This window comes from Streptomyces sp. WG7 (assembly GCF_049975785.1).
In the GTDB taxonomy this organism is placed as follows: domain Bacteria; phylum Actinomycetota; class Actinomycetes; order Streptomycetales; family Streptomycetaceae; genus Streptomyces.
This window is the reverse complement of sequence record NZ_JBNGGE010000003.1, coordinates 134,575-149,778: the sequence shown is the minus strand read 5'-3', so window position 1 is coordinate 149,778 and position 15,204 is coordinate 134,575. Positions and strand designations below refer to the sequence as shown.

The following is a 15,204-nucleotide window of genomic DNA, read 5'->3' as shown; positions in this document are numbered from 1 at the left end:
GTCAATTCTCCTCTGTCAAAGGTCTGTACCTGATGGTGAGGTTGGAGCTGCACTCGTCCAACTCGCCCTCGGCGTCGACGATCCGAGCCGTCGCCACGTCACGGACCGCCATGACCAGTGTCATGGCCCGCTGAAAGCGTTCGGCGTGACTCAGCGGATCGAACGGCTCGGACTCAAGGAGGTCCAGCGCCTCGAGCCCTCGGAAGGTGAGGTCCGCGAGAAGCTCGTGCAGCTCCTCAACGCGGGCGTCGACGCCCTTCAGGCGGGTGTCCGTCTCGTCGAGTTCGGCGATCGCCACGGCGACCTTCGCCTCGAACTCCCTTGCCTGGGTGAGCGCCTTCTGGCCTCGGCCCTTGACGACGAGTCCACCGACGAGCAGCGCGGGACCGACGGTGACGAAGTTGAGCACCGTGGCTCCCAGGGCCATCCCGCCACCGCCCGACGCGAGCGCCCCACCACCCAGGAAGGCAAGGGCCGCGCTTTCGGCCGCCGCACCCGTCAGGCCGGAGATCGCCGCTCCTGTGCTCGCTACGCCGAAGCTGCTCGCCGCCGCCGCGATTCCAGCGCCCACGCCCGTGCCCGCCGCCGCGGATCCGAGGGCCCCGCCGATCCATGCCACCGCGTCGACATCGAGGCCGCGCAGCCCAGGGATCTTGGTCATGGTGGCGTCTACGCCGTCCACCAGCAGCCGCTCGCTCTCGCGCACCTGTCGCTCGTTGCGACGCAGGAAGTCGCCCATGCGTACGACGACATCGAGGAGGGCCTGCTTCTGCTGCTCCCCCAGTGCCTTGAGGGCGGTGTTCGTCGCCGCCAGTGACTCCTCGGTTCGGGCTCGGCGTCGCTCGTAGCCCTGGCCCGCCTCTTCCAGCCGGACCTTCGAACGCTTGAGGTCCTGGACGCCTTTGCCGCCGAGGGCGACCCCGCTACCGCCGGTCGCCACACCGACACCGATGAGTATGACCGGTATGAAGATTGGCACGATCCCCCCTTGATGCCTCATGACCCCTGCGCGAACCCGCAGGTCCACCCGTCCGCTCCCTCTGCCGGGTGCGACGGAAGGGGGCCACGCATGCTGCTGCTACGTCTTGTTGGCGCTTCGAGCATGACGATACTCTGTTAGTGCTGTCAACGTGTTCCCGAAGGTCGAGCATACGAATCTCCGTGCGTGCCGGACGAACTCATCGGGCCGGCCCGCATGCGGACACCCTCCCTTTCAACTGTCGCGCGAGCATATGGGACTCCGCAGGGAACTCGGCATCACCGATGTCACCCGCGGCCCCGAGCTCCGATCCGGACCGAAGAGCACTCGGTCGGAGGCGAGCCGGCTCGCCAGGTGGAACGCTGAGCCGGCTGGAGATCGACGCGCGGGTGTCACCACGCGGCCATAGGGTGTGCGCCCGGCCGGAGCTGGGGGGCCGGCCGGCGCACGGCTGGGTGAGTGGTCAGGAGTGCCAGCGGTCGCGGCCGTCCGAGCCGGGGCCGCAGACCATGGGCGTTCCCTTCTTGGTGACTCCGGTCGCCCCGGGCGGGGAGCAGTACGAGCCCGGGTGCACGACGCCGGCATCGCTGCCGCCGGTGGTGCCGTCGGACGACGAGGAGTTGTCGTCCGCCGAGCCGCCGCCCCCGGTGGTGCCGTTGTCGTCACTGTCGTCGTGGGCGGGGTCGTTGGCGGGAATCCTGTACGTCGTGCCCTTCGCCTGCGGGCACTTCTGGACGAGGTCGGCGTCGGTCCACCGGCCCAGGTCGAGGCGGACCGTGGTCGAGGAGGTGACCTTGGTGTCCTCGTCGGGGGCCTGGAAGCACACCCGCCACTCGTCGCCTTCCTCGGCGGCCTCTTCGGCCGTGGGGGTGTCGGTGTCGAGGTACACGTCGTCGAGGGTGACGCGGTCGAGGCCGATGCCGGCCTGCTCCAGCTCCTCGACCGCGGTGTTGTAGGTGTCGCCGACGAGGTCCGGCATCACCGGCCACGGGAGTGGGCCGCCGTCCTTCTCCGGGCAGGGCTCGCCGGTCTTGACGGCGGCGAAGTCGACCGTCTTCGCCGCTGTGTCGGCCTTCTGGAAGCACACCGTCCATCCGGACCGCAGGATGATCGTGCGGTCCTCCTCGGCGGCGTCATGACGACCGGGGGTGAGTCCCGCCGAACGTGCCTCCTTCTCGGCCTTGTCCAGTGGCATGCCCGTGTAGTCGGCGATCTCGGGGGCTTTGGCTGCGGCAGGGGACGGTGACTGTTCGGCGTCGGCGCCGTTCGCGTGCTGTGCCTCGGGCTTGTCAGCACCGGTCTCGTCGAGCTGGCCGCTCATGCCCGCGCTGATCAGCATGAGGAAGAAGGCGCCGACCGTGGCGCCGAGCCTGGCGTACCAGCGCCATGCGGGCAGGACCCACACCGCCACCATGGCGGCGACCATCACGAGGAAGCCGAGCCCGAGGCTGAGCGCACTGAGCAGGGCGACCAGGGCCAGGAGACCGAGTAGGGCGGGGGTGGTCCTCCACCAGGGCCGGGACGGGGGCGGAGCGATGTCGTACGGGTTCACGGGGTGCTCTTGTTCTCTGTGCGGGTCGGGCTGGTCCCGGACCTCGTGTGAAGTGGGCAAGACGTTCAACAGCCGCCGCTTCGCCGCCGTTACGCGAGCCGAAGCGATGCGCTGACGGTCCTGGCGGAGGGGCGGCGTTGATGTGCTGAATGGCCCGTCTCGGCGGGGGCCGCGCGGCCGTACGACCCCGCCACCGGGTGACGGCGTTTCACAGTGGCAGCGCGATCTGTTCGCCCCCGGCCTCCTGCGGGACGCGGTGGGGGATCCCACGTGCGGTGAGAAGGGTCTTCACCGCGGCCAGATGTCCGTCGCTCAGCGCGAGCGCAACGAGTCGCCGGGCCCGCGTGACGCCGACGTAGAGGACGCGCAGTGCCTCTGCTGTTCCAGGGGCGCACCCGGACGTGGCACCTGACGTCCACGCCTCGATCAGGCGGTCCGAGCGGTCGTCCGCCTTGTCCTTGCCAAGGGGCGGGACGACGATCAGGACGGCGTCGTCCTCCTGCCCCTTCACCCCGTGGATCGTGCCGGCCCGGCCGAGGGCGACCTGTGGGGACTCGGGGTCGCCGAATCCCACGAGCTGCCAAGCCGCCTCTTTGGAACGCCCGCACGGGAAGACGCGGGTGGTCTTCGGCGTGATGCCGAGCAGGGCGGCCTCCTCCCGTATCAGCTCGCACGCCGAGCGGCTCCAGTCGCGGGGCGGAACACTCAGCGGCGGGAACTTCCTGACCAGGGATCGCTGGACGATCTGCAGTTCGAGGTCGGTGAGGTTGTGCCGGGCGAGGCCGACCGGTTCCGGCTCATCGGGCGGTGCCCCGTACCAGTGGTCAAGGACCGTCTCGCGCAGCCACCTTCCCGCGAGTTCCTGCTGTCGTGCGGACGCGCCCGGTGACCGCAGCACGGCTGTCGCCCAGACGAGCCGGTCGAGCTTGGCCGTCGGTACGGTCCGGGTTCCGGTCATCTTCTTCGGCAGTACGGAGTTGGCGTGGGCCAGGACCAACCGGTTCCGCGCGGGGATGCCGAGACGCTCCGCCTCCCGGCCGAACTCACCGATCCACGCGGCCTCCCTGCGGTGAGCGGTGGGAATGAGCAGGACCGGAGTGGTCTCGGCACGGCAGGGGCCCGTGGCGATGTCCGGGGCCGCGTCGGAGGTGCGCAGGGTGTGGGACAGGTCGCAGATGACCTGCGTACTGCGCCAGTTGTGACGCAGACGATGGGCCGGCGCGCCGTCGAAGGGCGTCGAAGGACGATCACGGCTGTCGAGCCGGCGGCTGTCGCGAAACCCGTAGATGCTCTGATCGGGGTCTCCGACCAGCAGCAAGGGAACGCCCGCCTCGCGGATCAGGTCCACGAGCCGGAGGTCCTCCGAGGAGCAGTCCTGCGCCTCGTCGATGACGATCTCCGCGAACCGCGTGCTCAGGACCCTGGTGATGCGTTCGCCACGCTCACTCCGGGTCAGCAGGGACAGCGCCATGTCCCGCAGCTGGTCACCGGAGAGATACCCGGCCTCCCACAGCTCCCTCATGGTGCGGCCCGCCCAGGCGGTCAGACGCCCGACCGCTTCCTGGTCCCCGTGAAGCCTGCGCGGCAGTCTGCCGGGTCTGAGCTCGGGGCCTGTGACGCGTGCCCCGTACCCGTCCGCGTACGCGAAACGGAAGTCGTCCAGGGTCACGCCCTCGCGGCGGGCCCTGGGGTGATCGCCCCAGGACTCCAGACGGTGCCAGCTCTTCCCCTCGACCGGCCGCAGGTACGGCCGGACGAGGTGACGCCAGACGAAGGTGTCGAACGTGCCGATGTAGTGCGGGAACTGGGTGAGTTCCGGATGTCCCGCCTGCGCGCACCGCCTGCGCACCTCCGCGCCGGCGACCTTGGTGAACGAGAGGACGGCCCGTCCCTGGCGGGGTGGTACCGGGCGGCCGAGGTGGCGTTCCACGACGGTCCGGGTCTTGCCGGCGCCCGGGCAGGCCTGCACGTTCACCACCTCCCCGGGAGCGGTGGGCAGGTCCACGAGCGCGCGCTGCGCGGCTGCTGCTTCGGCGCGCAGGGCAACGATTGCTTCCGTTTCCGGTGTGCTGGGTGGTGTCACGGGATGGGCTCCTCGGTGATCCACTTCAGGGCGGCGCCGAGGTAGTCGGGGACGGCCGGGGGTGGGGCGGTGGCCGGGAGTGCGGCTGCTTCGGCGAGGAAGGCCTGGGCCAGATCGCCTTTGCGGATCTTGCTCCTCTTGTGCAGTAGCTCGCTCAGTGCCTTCGCCTGCTCGTCGAGGGAACCCTCTCCCACGGTCTTCCAGTCCTCGGTCCACGCCTGGGGTCGTTGTTCCCGCCATGCTTCGACGAGCAGACTGCGGTTGGGCCCGCCCGCTCTGAGGATCTCGGGCTCCAGGGTGAACTCGTTGTGGAACACCCGAGCCAGTCCAGTGGCGCCCATGCTCGTGATCAGCGCGTTGAGTCCGCCGATCCGTGAGCGTGCGGTCTGGTCGGCCGTCCCCTTGTCTCCGTCCGTGATCACGGCCACGCGCCGGGCGATCCGATGCCCGCTCTCGTTGTCCAGCCCCAGGAGGACACGCAGGTACGGCGCGAAGTCGACGCCGTCGATGGGTACGAGCGCCGTTCCGTAGAACCGCTGGACACCCTCGCCGGTCAGGGTGAGGCGGGCGAACTCGGGCAGCAGGATCGCTTCTGCGATGCCCTCCACGAGCAGAACCCGCTGCCCGAACAGGAGGGTGTTGCGGGTCGCGTTGAGGTAGCTGCGGAGCTTGTAGAGATCGCGCTTCTCCAGCCCGAGACGGTCCACGGCGACGGCTGTGGTCTCGTACGACGGCCGGGACGGGTTCGGGGTCTTGGAGCCGGCTGCCTCCGTCCCGCCGGCGGATCGCGTGGCCCGCCAAGGACGGCGTTGCAGTACGACCAGGTTCTCGGGGGCCACGGCTGTGGCCACATGCGGCGAGTGTGTGGTGACGATCACCTGGATTCTGCCGAGCCACCGGGTGCCGGGTTCGGGCTGCCGGTCGCGGCTCGCGCGGGCTTCCTCCGCGAGGTGGTTGAGGAGGATGGTCTGGAGCTGCGGATGCAGGTGGGCTTCGGGCTCCTCCACCAACAGCAACGTGAGATCGGCTTCGGCCGCGTCCTGGAGCTGAGTGAGCACCGTGGCCATGTACAGGAGGTTCGCGTAACCGAGACCCGATTCGGCGAGGTCGCGCGGCGCCAGGCCGGCCTGCTCCATGCGGAGGCGGAGTCCGCGTGCGATGGAGCTGACGGAGGCGTCCGCGAATCCCAGGTCGGCGGTCTGGCGATGGGCGCCCTCCGTGAGCTGGGCGAGCCGTGTGCGTACTGCCCCTACCGCCTGGGGAAGCGGATCGATCGACTCGACGGCTTCGAACTGCTTACCGACTTCCCTGAGGAACTGCTCACGTGCGTCGTCCTCGCGCAGCAGCCGTTCGACGACGAGCTGGATACGTCCGCCGCTACTGGAGGCGAGTTCCCGCTGTGCGTCTCGCAGGGGAGGCAGGTAGAGGTGCCGGATTCCCTCACGGGCCTTCGGCTCGGGATCGAGGTCGGTGGTGGCGCCGTCACCCGCCCGCCAGGAGAGCGTGGGGCGTCGGAAGCCGGTCGGTGGCGGAGTGATGGTGAGGTGGTAACTGGCGCTCTCGCCATCCTCGGCGAAGGCCTGGCTGAGCCTGTCCAGTTCGTCCGGGGCGGTGGAGCGGTAGCGGGCGGTCAACTCGATCGTCTTCCGGCAGCCCTCGCTGTGCGCACCCTCCGCGCAGCCGTCGCGGTGAAGGTCGTCGCGGTCCGGGTAGAGGCCGCTGCCCTTGCCGTCGAGCGGGAGGGTGAGGAGCCGGATGCCGTCCAGCACGTTGGACTTGCCGGCGTTGTTCTCACCAGTCAGCACGGTGACGTCCGGCCGGAAGACGACCTTGGTATCGGCAGCGGAGCGGAACCCGCGGAGGTGAAGTCGGTCGAGATACATGGCGGTCTCCGGAAGCGAAAGGGCGGCAGCTCGCTGGAGCGCCCGCCGACGGCCGGGACGTATGCGTTTACGTGAGAAGCATGGCAGTGCGTGTTAGCGATGTCAACGTGCTTTCTTGTGGGTGAGCACCCGGAGGTGGGCCTTGAATGACGGCCGACCGTGGGGAACCGGCGGTGCCGGGCGGGGAGCAGTGCGAGCCCGGGCGGCCGACGCGACACCGCTGCCCCCGGTGGACCCGTACGCCGCGTAGGCGTACGGGCACGTTCGGTGGACGGTGTGGAGTCGCGTGGGTCACGCTGGGCGCCGGTGACCCGGGGTCCTTGTCCGTGTGCAGATGAACGTGGGTCCGAGTGCCGGCGCAGCGGCTGCGCGGTCGTGCCCGGTGTGGTCCCGGCAGGGCCGATGAGAAAGGAACTTCGTCATGACGACACGGAATCCGAGGCCGTGGGGCTTGACCCGGATGCGGCCGTTTCCCGCAGCGGCCGTGCACCAGTACCTCGCCGCATTCGGCCTCGCCTACGGCGCCTTCGACTTCGGACTCGACGCCGCCGGACGGTGGCACTGGTACGAGTGCAACCCGAACGGGCAGTACGCGTGGTTTCCCGATTCCGTCACCGACCGGATCACCGCAGCCCTCGCCGACCAACTCCAGTACCCCCACCGGGACGGCCGATGACCAGCAGCACATTCCTCCGCCAGGACCTCGCCCGCGCACTCGCCGCACAGGGCCTGCTCACCGATCCGGCGTGGCGTGCCGCCGTCGAGGCCGTCCCCCGCGAACTGTTCCTGGAAGACGCCGTGTTCCGTCCGCACGGCACCCAGTGGGAGCCCGTACGCAGTGAGCAACTCGGCGACGACGAGTGGCTCAGAAAGGTCTACTCGGACACCACCTGGGTGACGCAGGTCGACGGCATCAGCGCCCGCGAAGCCGAAGGCCCCGTGCCGGGGCGGCCGACCTCCTCCAGCACTCTTCCGTCACTCGTCCTGCGAATGCTCGAACTCGCCGACGTCCGAGAGGGCGACAGGGTCCTCGAGATCGGCACGGGCACGGGTTACTCCACCGCCGTCCTCTGCCACCGGCTCGGGGACGAAGGGGTGTACTCCGTCGAGTACGACGAGGAGGTGGCCGCAGCCGCCGCACGGCACCTCCGAGCCGCCGGCCGCTCCCCGCACCTCGTCGTCGGCGACGGCCTGCGCGGTCACCAGGACGGCGCCGACTACGACAGCGTGATCGCGACATGCGCCGTGCGTTCCGTCCCTCCCTCGTGGTTGTGGCAGCTCCGCGACGGAGGCAGCATCACCACGACGGTCAGCGGCTGGATGCTCGGCTCCGGCCTGATCCGGCTCGTCCTCGACGATGAGGGCGTCGCGCGCGGCCGTTTCGCCGCCGACCCGGTGTCGTACATGCTCGCCCGGCCGCACGAGCGACCGCCCCGCTCCACCTTCTACGCCCACCCGGGCAGCACGCGGAACGCACGGGTGAGCCCGGACCTCCTGGACGACTGGACCGGGCTGTTCGTCGCTCAGCTCGGCGCGCCCTCCGCCGAGTTGGTTCGTACGGAGACCGGTCTCGCCCTGGTCGACGCGGCGACCGGCTCGCAGGCCTGGACCGAGCCCGACGGCGAGGCCTGGACGGTGCACCAGGACGGGCCCTTGCGTCTGTGGGACCAGGTCGAGGACGCGCTCGACACGTGGCAGGAGGCGGGCTCGCCCGCCCGGACCGCGTTCGGCATGACCGTCACCGAGTGGGATCAGGTCGTCTGGCTGGGCGACCCGGACGGCCCCTGCTGGCGGCTGCCGAGCTGAGCGGGCCCTCCCGGGACCGGACCGGACCTGCTCGGTCCGTACGCTGAGTCAGCGTACGGACACGTTCGGTGGACTGTGCGAATTCGTTCTGGCCACTCTGGGCGTTCTCAGGGAGAGGGACCTGGCGTGTGAGCACCTGGAGGTGGGCCTCGAATGACGACCGATCACGTGGAGCCGGCGGTGCCGGGCGGGGAGTGCGAGCGGGAACCGGATCCGTCGGACAGTCTGCGGACGTTCGGGGCCGTCGTGCAGGCGCTGCGGGAGCATGCGGGGTTGAGTCGGGTGCAGTTCGGGGAGCTGGTGCGGTTTTCCAAGCACACAGTGGAGTCGGTGGAGTTGGGGCGGCGGATGCCGGACGCGTCCTTCGTGGAGCGGGCGGAGGAGGCGCTCGGGAACACGGGGGCGCTGCGGCACTCGGCGCGGTTTCTGACGCGGGGGGAGGCGGGGCTGGCGGCTTGGTTCCGGCGGTGGGCTCGGCTGGAGCGCACGGCGGTGAGCCTCGCCACCTATGAGTGCCGGTTGGTGCCAGGGCTGTTGCAGTCGGAGGGCTATGCGCGGGCGGCCTTCGAAACCCGCATTCCACCCCTCTCCGACGAACAGATGGAGGCTCAGGTGGCAGCCCGGATGGAAAGGCAGGGACTCATCCGGGCATTGCCCAACACCAGCTTCAGCTTCGTGATGGAGGAGAGCATCGTGCAGCGCCCTCTCGGAGGTGAGCGCGTGCTGCGCGACCAGTTGGACCACATCTGGGATCTCGCCAGGCTCCGCAACGTATCCGTGCAGGTCATGCCTACCCGCACTGTGTCTCATGCGGGCCTGGACGGCCCTCTGGCGCTGCTGGAGACCCCGGAGGGGAGACTCTTGGCATACTCCGAAGGGCAGGAGAGCGGCCGACTGATCGCTGATCCGAAGCAGGCTGCCGTCCTCCACCGGAGGTATGCGACACTCCGCGCACAGGCCCTCACCCCTCACGACTCCGTGGGCCTGCTGGAGCGGATCAGAGGAGAACTATGAGCGGCACGCAACTGGCCTGGTTCAAGTCCAGTTACAGCGGCACGTCTGGTGACAACTGCGTTGAGGTTGCCGTCACCGAACAGGCCATCCACGTACGGGACTCGAAGGACGTGTCGCGAGCCCCGTTCGCCGTGAGGCGCGAGTGCTGGGCGCACTTTGTGGGTCTCGCGGCGCGGGACTGACGACAGCCGGCCCTGGCGCGGGCGCCTGGCGACCCGGCCACACGGGTGTGCGTGTCGACTACGCGTGCGTGACTGTGCACCGTTTGTCGTCGTCGTGGCTTGGTGGGTGGCGAGGGGCGAAGCCTGGCCAGGCTTCGCCCTTCCGCGCTGTGTGACGGTGCCCGGGCCGTCCTTGCCAGAAGTGTTTGCCCGGGGTCACCGACACTTGACGGTAAGTTAGGTCTGCTGCTCTTCTGGCACCGTTGTCGACGCAGAGGGGCACTGGTGAGCAGGTCGGATCTGAGGGCGCTGTTCCGCTCGAACGATCGTGAAGTCAAGGCGGTCGACTATTTCGCGGACAGGCGTGACGAGTGGGACTCGGTGGCGCAAAGCCTCTCCCACCTTGTCGATGCCGTTCGTGCCGACGGCTTCGACGTGCAGGACCTCGAGGCGCCCCGCCGTAATGTGCTCACGTTCTACGGCGTCGGTGGCATCGGCAAGTCGACGTTGTCCCGGTGTGTGGCCAAGCACCTGTCGGGAGGGCTTCCGGTCGAGGGCCACTGGCCGTCGCTGGACGAGGGGATCGGCCCTGTCGTACCGGTGCGTGTAGATCTGTCGCGCGATTCCGGCGTCGATTTCGAGTCGTTGGTCCTGGCCGTCCGGCTGGCCGCGGCGGAGATCGGACAGCCGATGCCGACGTTCGATCTCGCCCTCCAACGGTACTGGGAGCACAACCATCCCGGTGAACCGCTCGACGAGTACGTCCGCCGCCGTACCCGGTTGAGTTCCCTTCCCGGTGCTCGGAACCTGTCCGGACAGATGCAGTCGGCGTTGGCGGACGTGGCGCAGGCGGTGGCTCTTCCGGGCACGATGGGCCAGGTGGTCGGCCAGGGGTTACGGACCGTCGTCCGCGCGTTGAGGGAAAGGCATCACCGGATCAGGGCACTGGCGGAGTGCAGCCGCTTCGCCGACCTCCTGGAAGCCGTTCCCGACCAGGACGCGCTCAGCTATTACCCGCACCTTCTCGCCTGGGACCTGGCGAGCCTCCCCGCCAAGCACCGGGCGACCCTGGTGGTACTGCTCGACACTTTCGAGGACGTAGGGGACCGGGTGCATCGTGATCTGGAGCGCCTTGTCCAGCGGGTGGTGTGGCTGATGCCGAACGTCCTGTTCGTCATCACGGGCCGCAACCGTCTCCAGTGGGACGACCCGCAGCTCGAGGGGCAGCTCGACTGGGCAGGCCCGGAGTGCTGGCCGCAGCTCGTCGGGGGCGCGACGCGAGAGCCCCGGCAGCACACGGTCGGCTACCTGTCCGCCGGAGACTGCGAGACCTACCTGTCGCAGCGACTGACGCGTGACGGTCGGCCGATGATGGACGACGCGACCCGTCATCTCGTCACGGCGAACTCGCACGGTCTGCCGCTATACCTCGACCTGGCGGCGATGCGGTTCCTTGATCTGTACCGTCGGTCGGGGAACGCTCCCTCTGTGCACGATTTCAACTTCGACTTTCCCGCTCTGATCGCCCGGACCTTCCGTGACCTGTCCCCGGAGGTGCGCCGCGTCGTGCGGTCCGTAAGCCTCCTGGAGACCTTCTCCGTACCGCTCGCCTCTGCCGCTGCGGGCTTCGACCACGACGCTCCGGCTCAGAATCTGGTGGATCGGCCGTTCGTCGACCACGATCCCGGGGCTCCGTGGCCCTACCGCCTGCACTCCCTGGTCCGGGACGCGGTGCGGGAGGCGGACTCGACCAGCGACGACCGGTGGACCAGTGCCGACTGGCGGCGTGCCGCGCAACGTGCCTTCGACGCCCTCGGCCATGAGGACAAGTCCTACCGCGCTCGTCTGGTCTCGGCTCTCCGCCAAGGATTGGCCCTGTCCCACCAGTTCGACCTCCCACTCGGCTGGCTCGAGGATGCCGCGTTCCAGTACGTCGACGACTTCGTCTGGGAACCCATCGAGCCGCCCGCTGGCGCGCTGGACGGCGCCACTCCCACCCCGGCCCAAGCACTCGCCACGACCCTCTCCGCCATCGCCCAGCGGCAGCGTCGACACCGCAGCAGCACCGCACAGCAGCTCCGCGACGTCCTGCGGGCCAGCGTCCTGCCGCCGAGTATGGAGGAACTGCCGCGCTACTTCCTGGCCGAGTGCGACCGGGATCTGGGCAACTTCCAGGAGTCCCTGGACGGCATGCAGCGCGTCGCCGACCTGGGCGGCCGCCTCGCCGCGACAGCCCGCCGGGGGCTGATCCACCTTGCCCGCCGGATCGGTGACTTCCCGCAGGCCAGGGAAGCGGCACTTCACCTGGGAGCGGAAGGCCGCCAGGACCGTGTCCTCGGAGACCTGTGGTGGCCGCAGGGATCTATGGCCTTGGCATGCTCCGCCTACGCGGCCGGCCGTGACCAGGCTCTGGCCGCCGGGCAGGTCGGCGAAGCCGCCCTGTCGCAGGCCTGCCTCGCCTTCGCCGCGGCCTTCCAGGACCGCCCCCGGGCGGCCGAGCAGATCGCTCGGGCCGAGGAACTCCTCGCAGGCGTCTCTATCCGATGGGCCGAGACGCAGACCTGCATCGCGGGACTGGTGCGGGACGCGGGCATCGCGCGCGATCTGCCGGAGCGCACAGAGGCCGTGGCCGTGGAGGCCGTGGAGGCCGGACTGACGTCGTCCGTCGCCTACGTCCGCTTTGCCGCGTGTCTGCACGCCCTCGTCGCCGGTGCCCCGGGCGCGCTCGCCCAGGCACGGGAGCGCCTGCTGGAGGACTGCGTCAACGGGGTGGAGTTCGGGTACCTCGCCGAACTGACCTACCTCATGGCCGACGAGGAACCGCCCGCTGGTTTCCCTCGCGCCGAATGGCTGGACACCACCGCTCAGGTGCGGGCACGCTGGGTCGGCCTCGTCGAGGACCGCCGACGGGAGTCAGCAGCAGCACGTCAAGGAGCTTGAACCAGGTGGCTCACTACACCACAGCCGACCAGATCGACCTCACCGCCGTTGCCGGCAGGTACGGGCTGACGGGCGCGTCGATCACCCCGCTCTCCGGTGGCGCCGCGAATTCGAGCTTCCGGCTCGCCTCAGAGCAGGGTGAGTACGTGCTGACCTCGCTCGACAACCACGACGAGGAAACCGCGACCACCCTCGCCCGTCATACCCAGGCCCTTCACCGGCTCGGCCTGCCGACCAGCGAGGTCGTCCCCGCCACGGACGGCTCACTCATCGCCTCGATCGGCGACCGCCTCCTCGTTCTGAAGAAGTGGATCGCCGGCGCAGTCCAGCAACCACTGCCGCTCGCTCTGCTCGCCGAGGCGGGTGACCTCCTCGCCCGTCTGCACGCCCTTGCCCCAGACGCCGAGGGGCTGGACGACGTTCCGCTCAGTGCTCGTCGCCTCTCCTCGGAGCATCTGGCTGAGATTCCCGGGTTTGTCGACCAGGAGTTCGCCCAGTGGCTTGTGTCCCGGCTCGACCGTGTCCGTGACGCCGAGGCCGGCAACCTCCGCGTGCCCTGCCTGGTGCACGGAGACCTCTTTGACGACAACGTCATTGTCCGTGACGGTGGCGGACTCTCCATCCTGGATTGGGAGACGATCTCTCTCGACGACCCCCTGCTCGACCTGGGCATGGCAGCTGTCGGTCTTGCCCAGGACGAAGCCGGTCTTCTCGCTACCGACCGTCTCCACGCCCTCCTCGATGGCTACGAGAAGAGCCGCCCCCTCACCGCGGTGGACCGCGCGATTCTCCCCCTCGAGATCGAGCACGCGGCACTGATCATCGCCTTTCACCGCTACCACCGCCACAATGTCCGGTTCCCGAACCCGGAGAGGGCGACGTACCACCGGGCGATGGTCCGGTTTACCGAGTCGGTTGCCCATCGCGTGTAAGAACTCTCGGCGCTCCCTGTAATCAGGGAGTGGCCTTCACTCCGGCTGTTCAGCGGAATCGGACGCGCTGACCCCGGGCGGCGCCAGCTCCATCAACAGGGCCTGTTCGGGTCTCCGGCCACGGCCTAGACGATGCGTCAAGCTCCGGGGCTGTGGTGAGGGCGAAGCCTGTAGCCGGGCTCCGCCCTTCCGCACTACGTGACGGTGTTCGGGCCGTCGGGGCACCACGAACTTGTTTCTGGGGGCGCTGTGATGGGCGCACCGACGGCGCGCCCAACGGTCCACGGCGTACGGTGCGTAAGCGTACGCGCACATTCCGTGGACGGTACGGCTTCGGATACGTCACGCTGGGTGCTGTCGATCGTGGGGACGACGAGCGACGTACAGAGGCAAGCGGAGGTGGGCGCGTATGACCGGTGGCGCAGGCGAAGGCGGCGAGGCGACGGCGTGCGAGGCGGAGCGGGAGCCGGATCCGTCGGACAGTCTGCGGACGTTCGGGGCGGTGGTTCAGGCGTTGCGGGAGCACGCGGGGCTGAGCCGGGTGCAGTTCGGGGAGCTGGTGCGGTTCTCCAAGCACACGGTGGAGTCGGTGGAGTTGGGGCGGCGGATGCCGGACGCGTCGTTCGTCGAGCGGGCGGAGGCCGCGCTGGGGAACACGGGGGCGCTGCGGCACTCGGCGCGGTTTCTGACGCGGGGGGAGGCGGGGCTGGCGGCTTGGTTTCGGCGGTGGGCGAAGCTGGAGCGAGTGGCGGTAAGCCTGTGCACGTACGAGTGCCGGTTGATTCCGGGGCTGTTGCAGTCCGAGAGGTACGCGCGGGCCGTCTTCGACAACAGTATTCCTCCGCTGTCGGATGAGCAGTTGGAGGCGCAGCTCACGGCTCGGCTGGCGCGGCAGCCGATGCTCGCCGAGCGACCCAACGTTACGTTCCACTTCATCGTGGAGGAGCATGTCTTCCGACGCCCGCTCGGTGGGGCTGAGGTGATGCGAGGACTTCTGGATCACGTGCTGGAGCTGACTGCACCGAGGAACGTGACGCTTCAGGTGATGCCGATGGACGCCGAGTCTCATGGGTGTCTGGACGGTCCGGTTCAACTGCTGGAGACCCCGGAACGTCGGAGGCTTGCCTACTCCGAGGGGCAGCAGAACGGCCGCCTGATCTCCGGCCCGAAAGAGGTGAGCCTCCTCTATCAGTGCTATGACACACTGCGGTCGCAGGCCCTCAACCCCAAAGACTCCAGGGGTCTGCTGGAGCGACTGCGAGGAGAGAGATGAGCACGACAGAACTCGCCTGGTTCAAGTCCAGCTACAGCGGCACCCAGGGCGACAGCTGCGTGGAGGTTGCCGTCACTGAGCAGGCCATCCACGTACGGGACTCGAAGGATGTGTCGCGAGCCCCGTTCGCCGTGAGGCGCGAGTGCTGGGCGCACTTCGTGGGCTTCGCGGCCCTCGGCTGACGATGGCCGGCCCCAGGTTGGGCACCCCGACGGCCCGGCCGCTCGGGCGCAGTTCAAGGCCAGTGACAGTGGCGCTGGCCTTGAACAGCCATCTTGCTCTCGACGTATCGCTTCCAGGTGTCAGCCTCTGGATCAGAGGCCTTTTTCGCCCTCGATGCTCTTCTTCAGCCGCTCTTCCGCCTCGTTGGCCGATGCGTCGCGAGCCTTTTTGACGGCCTGATAGCGGGACACGGCGAACGCCGCTACCCCTGTCGCAGCCAGTGCGCCAACTGCCCCTATTCCAACCCCTTTCAATTGGGCGGCCTTTTTGATCGCCTCAATCCATTCGTCGACGCCACCTGCTTCTGCTGCTTGCGTCGTGATGTCCTGGTATCGACCCAGATTGCTCATCTAGTTCTC

At 69.0% G+C, this 15,204-nt stretch carries 13 protein-coding genes; 8 read left to right on the top strand and 5 right to left on the bottom strand.

The features are described 5' to 3' along the window. Position 1: 1 nt before the first annotated feature. From ACP4J0_RS05150 to ACP4J0_RS05135, 4 genes are all read right to left on the bottom strand, one after another. A complete protein-coding gene (locus tag ACP4J0_RS05150; protein ID WP_426597388.1) occupies positions 2-979 on the bottom strand; it encodes a hypothetical protein in 978 nt (325 codons plus the stop codon). Between the two features lie 463 nt (positions 980-1,442). Then, the gene (locus ACP4J0_RS05145) at positions 1,443-2,531 is read right to left on the bottom strand and encodes a PASTA domain-containing protein (RefSeq protein ID WP_426597387.1); all 1,089 of its coding nucleotides are present in this window, start codon (positions 2,529-2,531) and stop codon (positions 1,443-1,445) included. A 208-nt stretch (positions 2,532-2,739) separates the two neighbouring features. Beyond that, entirely contained in the window at positions 2,740-4,614 is a 1,875-nt protein-coding gene (locus ACP4J0_RS05140; RefSeq protein WP_426597386.1) for a UvrD-helicase domain-containing protein, read from the bottom strand. Continuing rightward, the gene (locus tag ACP4J0_RS05135; RefSeq protein ID WP_426597385.1) at positions 4,611-6,497 is read right to left on the bottom strand and encodes an ATP-dependent nuclease; all 1,887 of its coding nucleotides are present in this window, start codon (positions 6,495-6,497) and stop codon (positions 4,611-4,613) included. Before ACP4J0_RS05135 ends, ACP4J0_RS05140 begins: the two co-directional genes overlap by 4 nt. Before the next feature lie 421 nt (positions 6,498-6,918). Between ACP4J0_RS05135 and ACP4J0_RS05130 the strand changes: the two genes are divergently transcribed. From ACP4J0_RS05130 to ACP4J0_RS05095, 8 genes are all read left to right on the top strand, one after another. After that, entirely contained in the window at positions 6,919-7,173 is a 255-nt protein-coding gene (locus ACP4J0_RS05130; protein ID WP_426597384.1) for a hypothetical protein, read from the top strand. Further along, positions 7,170-8,303, top strand: coding sequence for an ATP-grasp peptide maturase system methyltransferase (tgmC, locus tag ACP4J0_RS05125; protein WP_426597383.1), 1,134 nt, complete (start codon positions 7,170-7,172; stop codon positions 8,301-8,303). Before ACP4J0_RS05130 ends, tgmC begins: the two co-directional genes overlap by 4 nt. Before the next feature lie 153 nt (positions 8,304-8,456). Further along, positions 8,457-9,317 carry a helix-turn-helix domain-containing protein gene (locus tag ACP4J0_RS05120; RefSeq protein ID WP_426597382.1) on the top strand — a complete coding sequence of 287 codons (861 nt, stop codon included), beginning with the start codon at positions 8,457-8,459 and terminating at the stop codon, positions 9,315-9,317. After that, on the top strand, positions 9,314-9,499 hold the full coding sequence (locus tag ACP4J0_RS05115; protein WP_426597381.1) for a DUF397 domain-containing protein: 186 nt from the start codon (positions 9,314-9,316) through the stop codon (positions 9,497-9,499). The genes ACP4J0_RS05120 and ACP4J0_RS05115 overlap by 4 nt, the downstream gene beginning before the upstream one ends. Before the next feature lie 264 nt (positions 9,500-9,763). Beyond that, positions 9,764-12,418, top strand: coding sequence for an ATP/GTP-binding protein (locus ACP4J0_RS05110; protein WP_426597380.1), 2,655 nt, complete (start codon positions 9,764-9,766; stop codon positions 12,416-12,418). A gap of 5 nt (positions 12,419-12,423) precedes the next feature. Then, complete coding sequence (locus ACP4J0_RS05105; RefSeq protein WP_426597379.1) at positions 12,424-13,350, top strand: phosphotransferase; 927 nt, start codon at positions 12,424-12,426, stop codon at positions 13,348-13,350. A gap of 409 nt (positions 13,351-13,759) precedes the next feature. After that, entirely contained in the window at positions 13,760-14,623 is an 864-nt protein-coding gene (locus ACP4J0_RS05100) for a helix-turn-helix domain-containing protein (protein ID WP_426597378.1), read from the top strand. Continuing rightward, on the top strand, positions 14,620-14,805 hold the full coding sequence (locus tag ACP4J0_RS05095; protein WP_426597377.1) for a DUF397 domain-containing protein: 186 nt from the start codon (positions 14,620-14,622) through the stop codon (positions 14,803-14,805). Before ACP4J0_RS05100 ends, ACP4J0_RS05095 begins: the two co-directional genes overlap by 4 nt. A gap of 132 nt (positions 14,806-14,937) precedes the next feature. On the opposite strand, the gene ACP4J0_RS05090 is transcribed toward ACP4J0_RS05095, so the two are convergent. Then, positions 14,938-15,195: a hypothetical protein gene (locus ACP4J0_RS05090; protein ID WP_426597376.1), complete on the bottom strand. Its 258-nt coding sequence runs from the start codon at positions 15,193-15,195 to the stop codon at positions 14,938-14,940. Positions 15,196-15,204 lie beyond the last annotated feature (9 nt).

Coding starts and splice junctions, on each gene's coding strand:
- ACP4J0_RS05135 (WP_426597385.1), bottom strand. CDS start 6,497: ATGTATCTCGACCGACTTCACCTCCGCGGGTTCCGCTCCGCTGCCGAT.
- ACP4J0_RS05130 (WP_426597384.1), top strand. CDS start 6,919: ATGACGACACGGAATCCGAGGCCGTGGGGCTTGACCCGGATGCGGCCG.
- tgmC (WP_426597383.1), top strand. CDS start 7,170: ATGACCAGCAGCACATTCCTCCGCCAGGACCTCGCCCGCGCACTCGCC.
- ACP4J0_RS05120 (WP_426597382.1), top strand. CDS start 8,457: ATGACGACCGATCACGTGGAGCCGGCGGTGCCGGGCGGGGAGTGCGAG.
- ACP4J0_RS05115 (WP_426597381.1), top strand. CDS start 9,314: ATGAGCGGCACGCAACTGGCCTGGTTCAAGTCCAGTTACAGCGGCACG.
- ACP4J0_RS05100 (WP_426597378.1), top strand. CDS start 13,760: ATGACCGGTGGCGCAGGCGAAGGCGGCGAGGCGACGGCGTGCGAGGCG.
- ACP4J0_RS05095 (WP_426597377.1), top strand. CDS start 14,620: ATGAGCACGACAGAACTCGCCTGGTTCAAGTCCAGCTACAGCGGCACC.
- ACP4J0_RS05090 (WP_426597376.1), bottom strand. CDS start 15,195: ATGAGCAATCTGGGTCGATACCAGGACATCACGACGCAAGCAGCAGAA.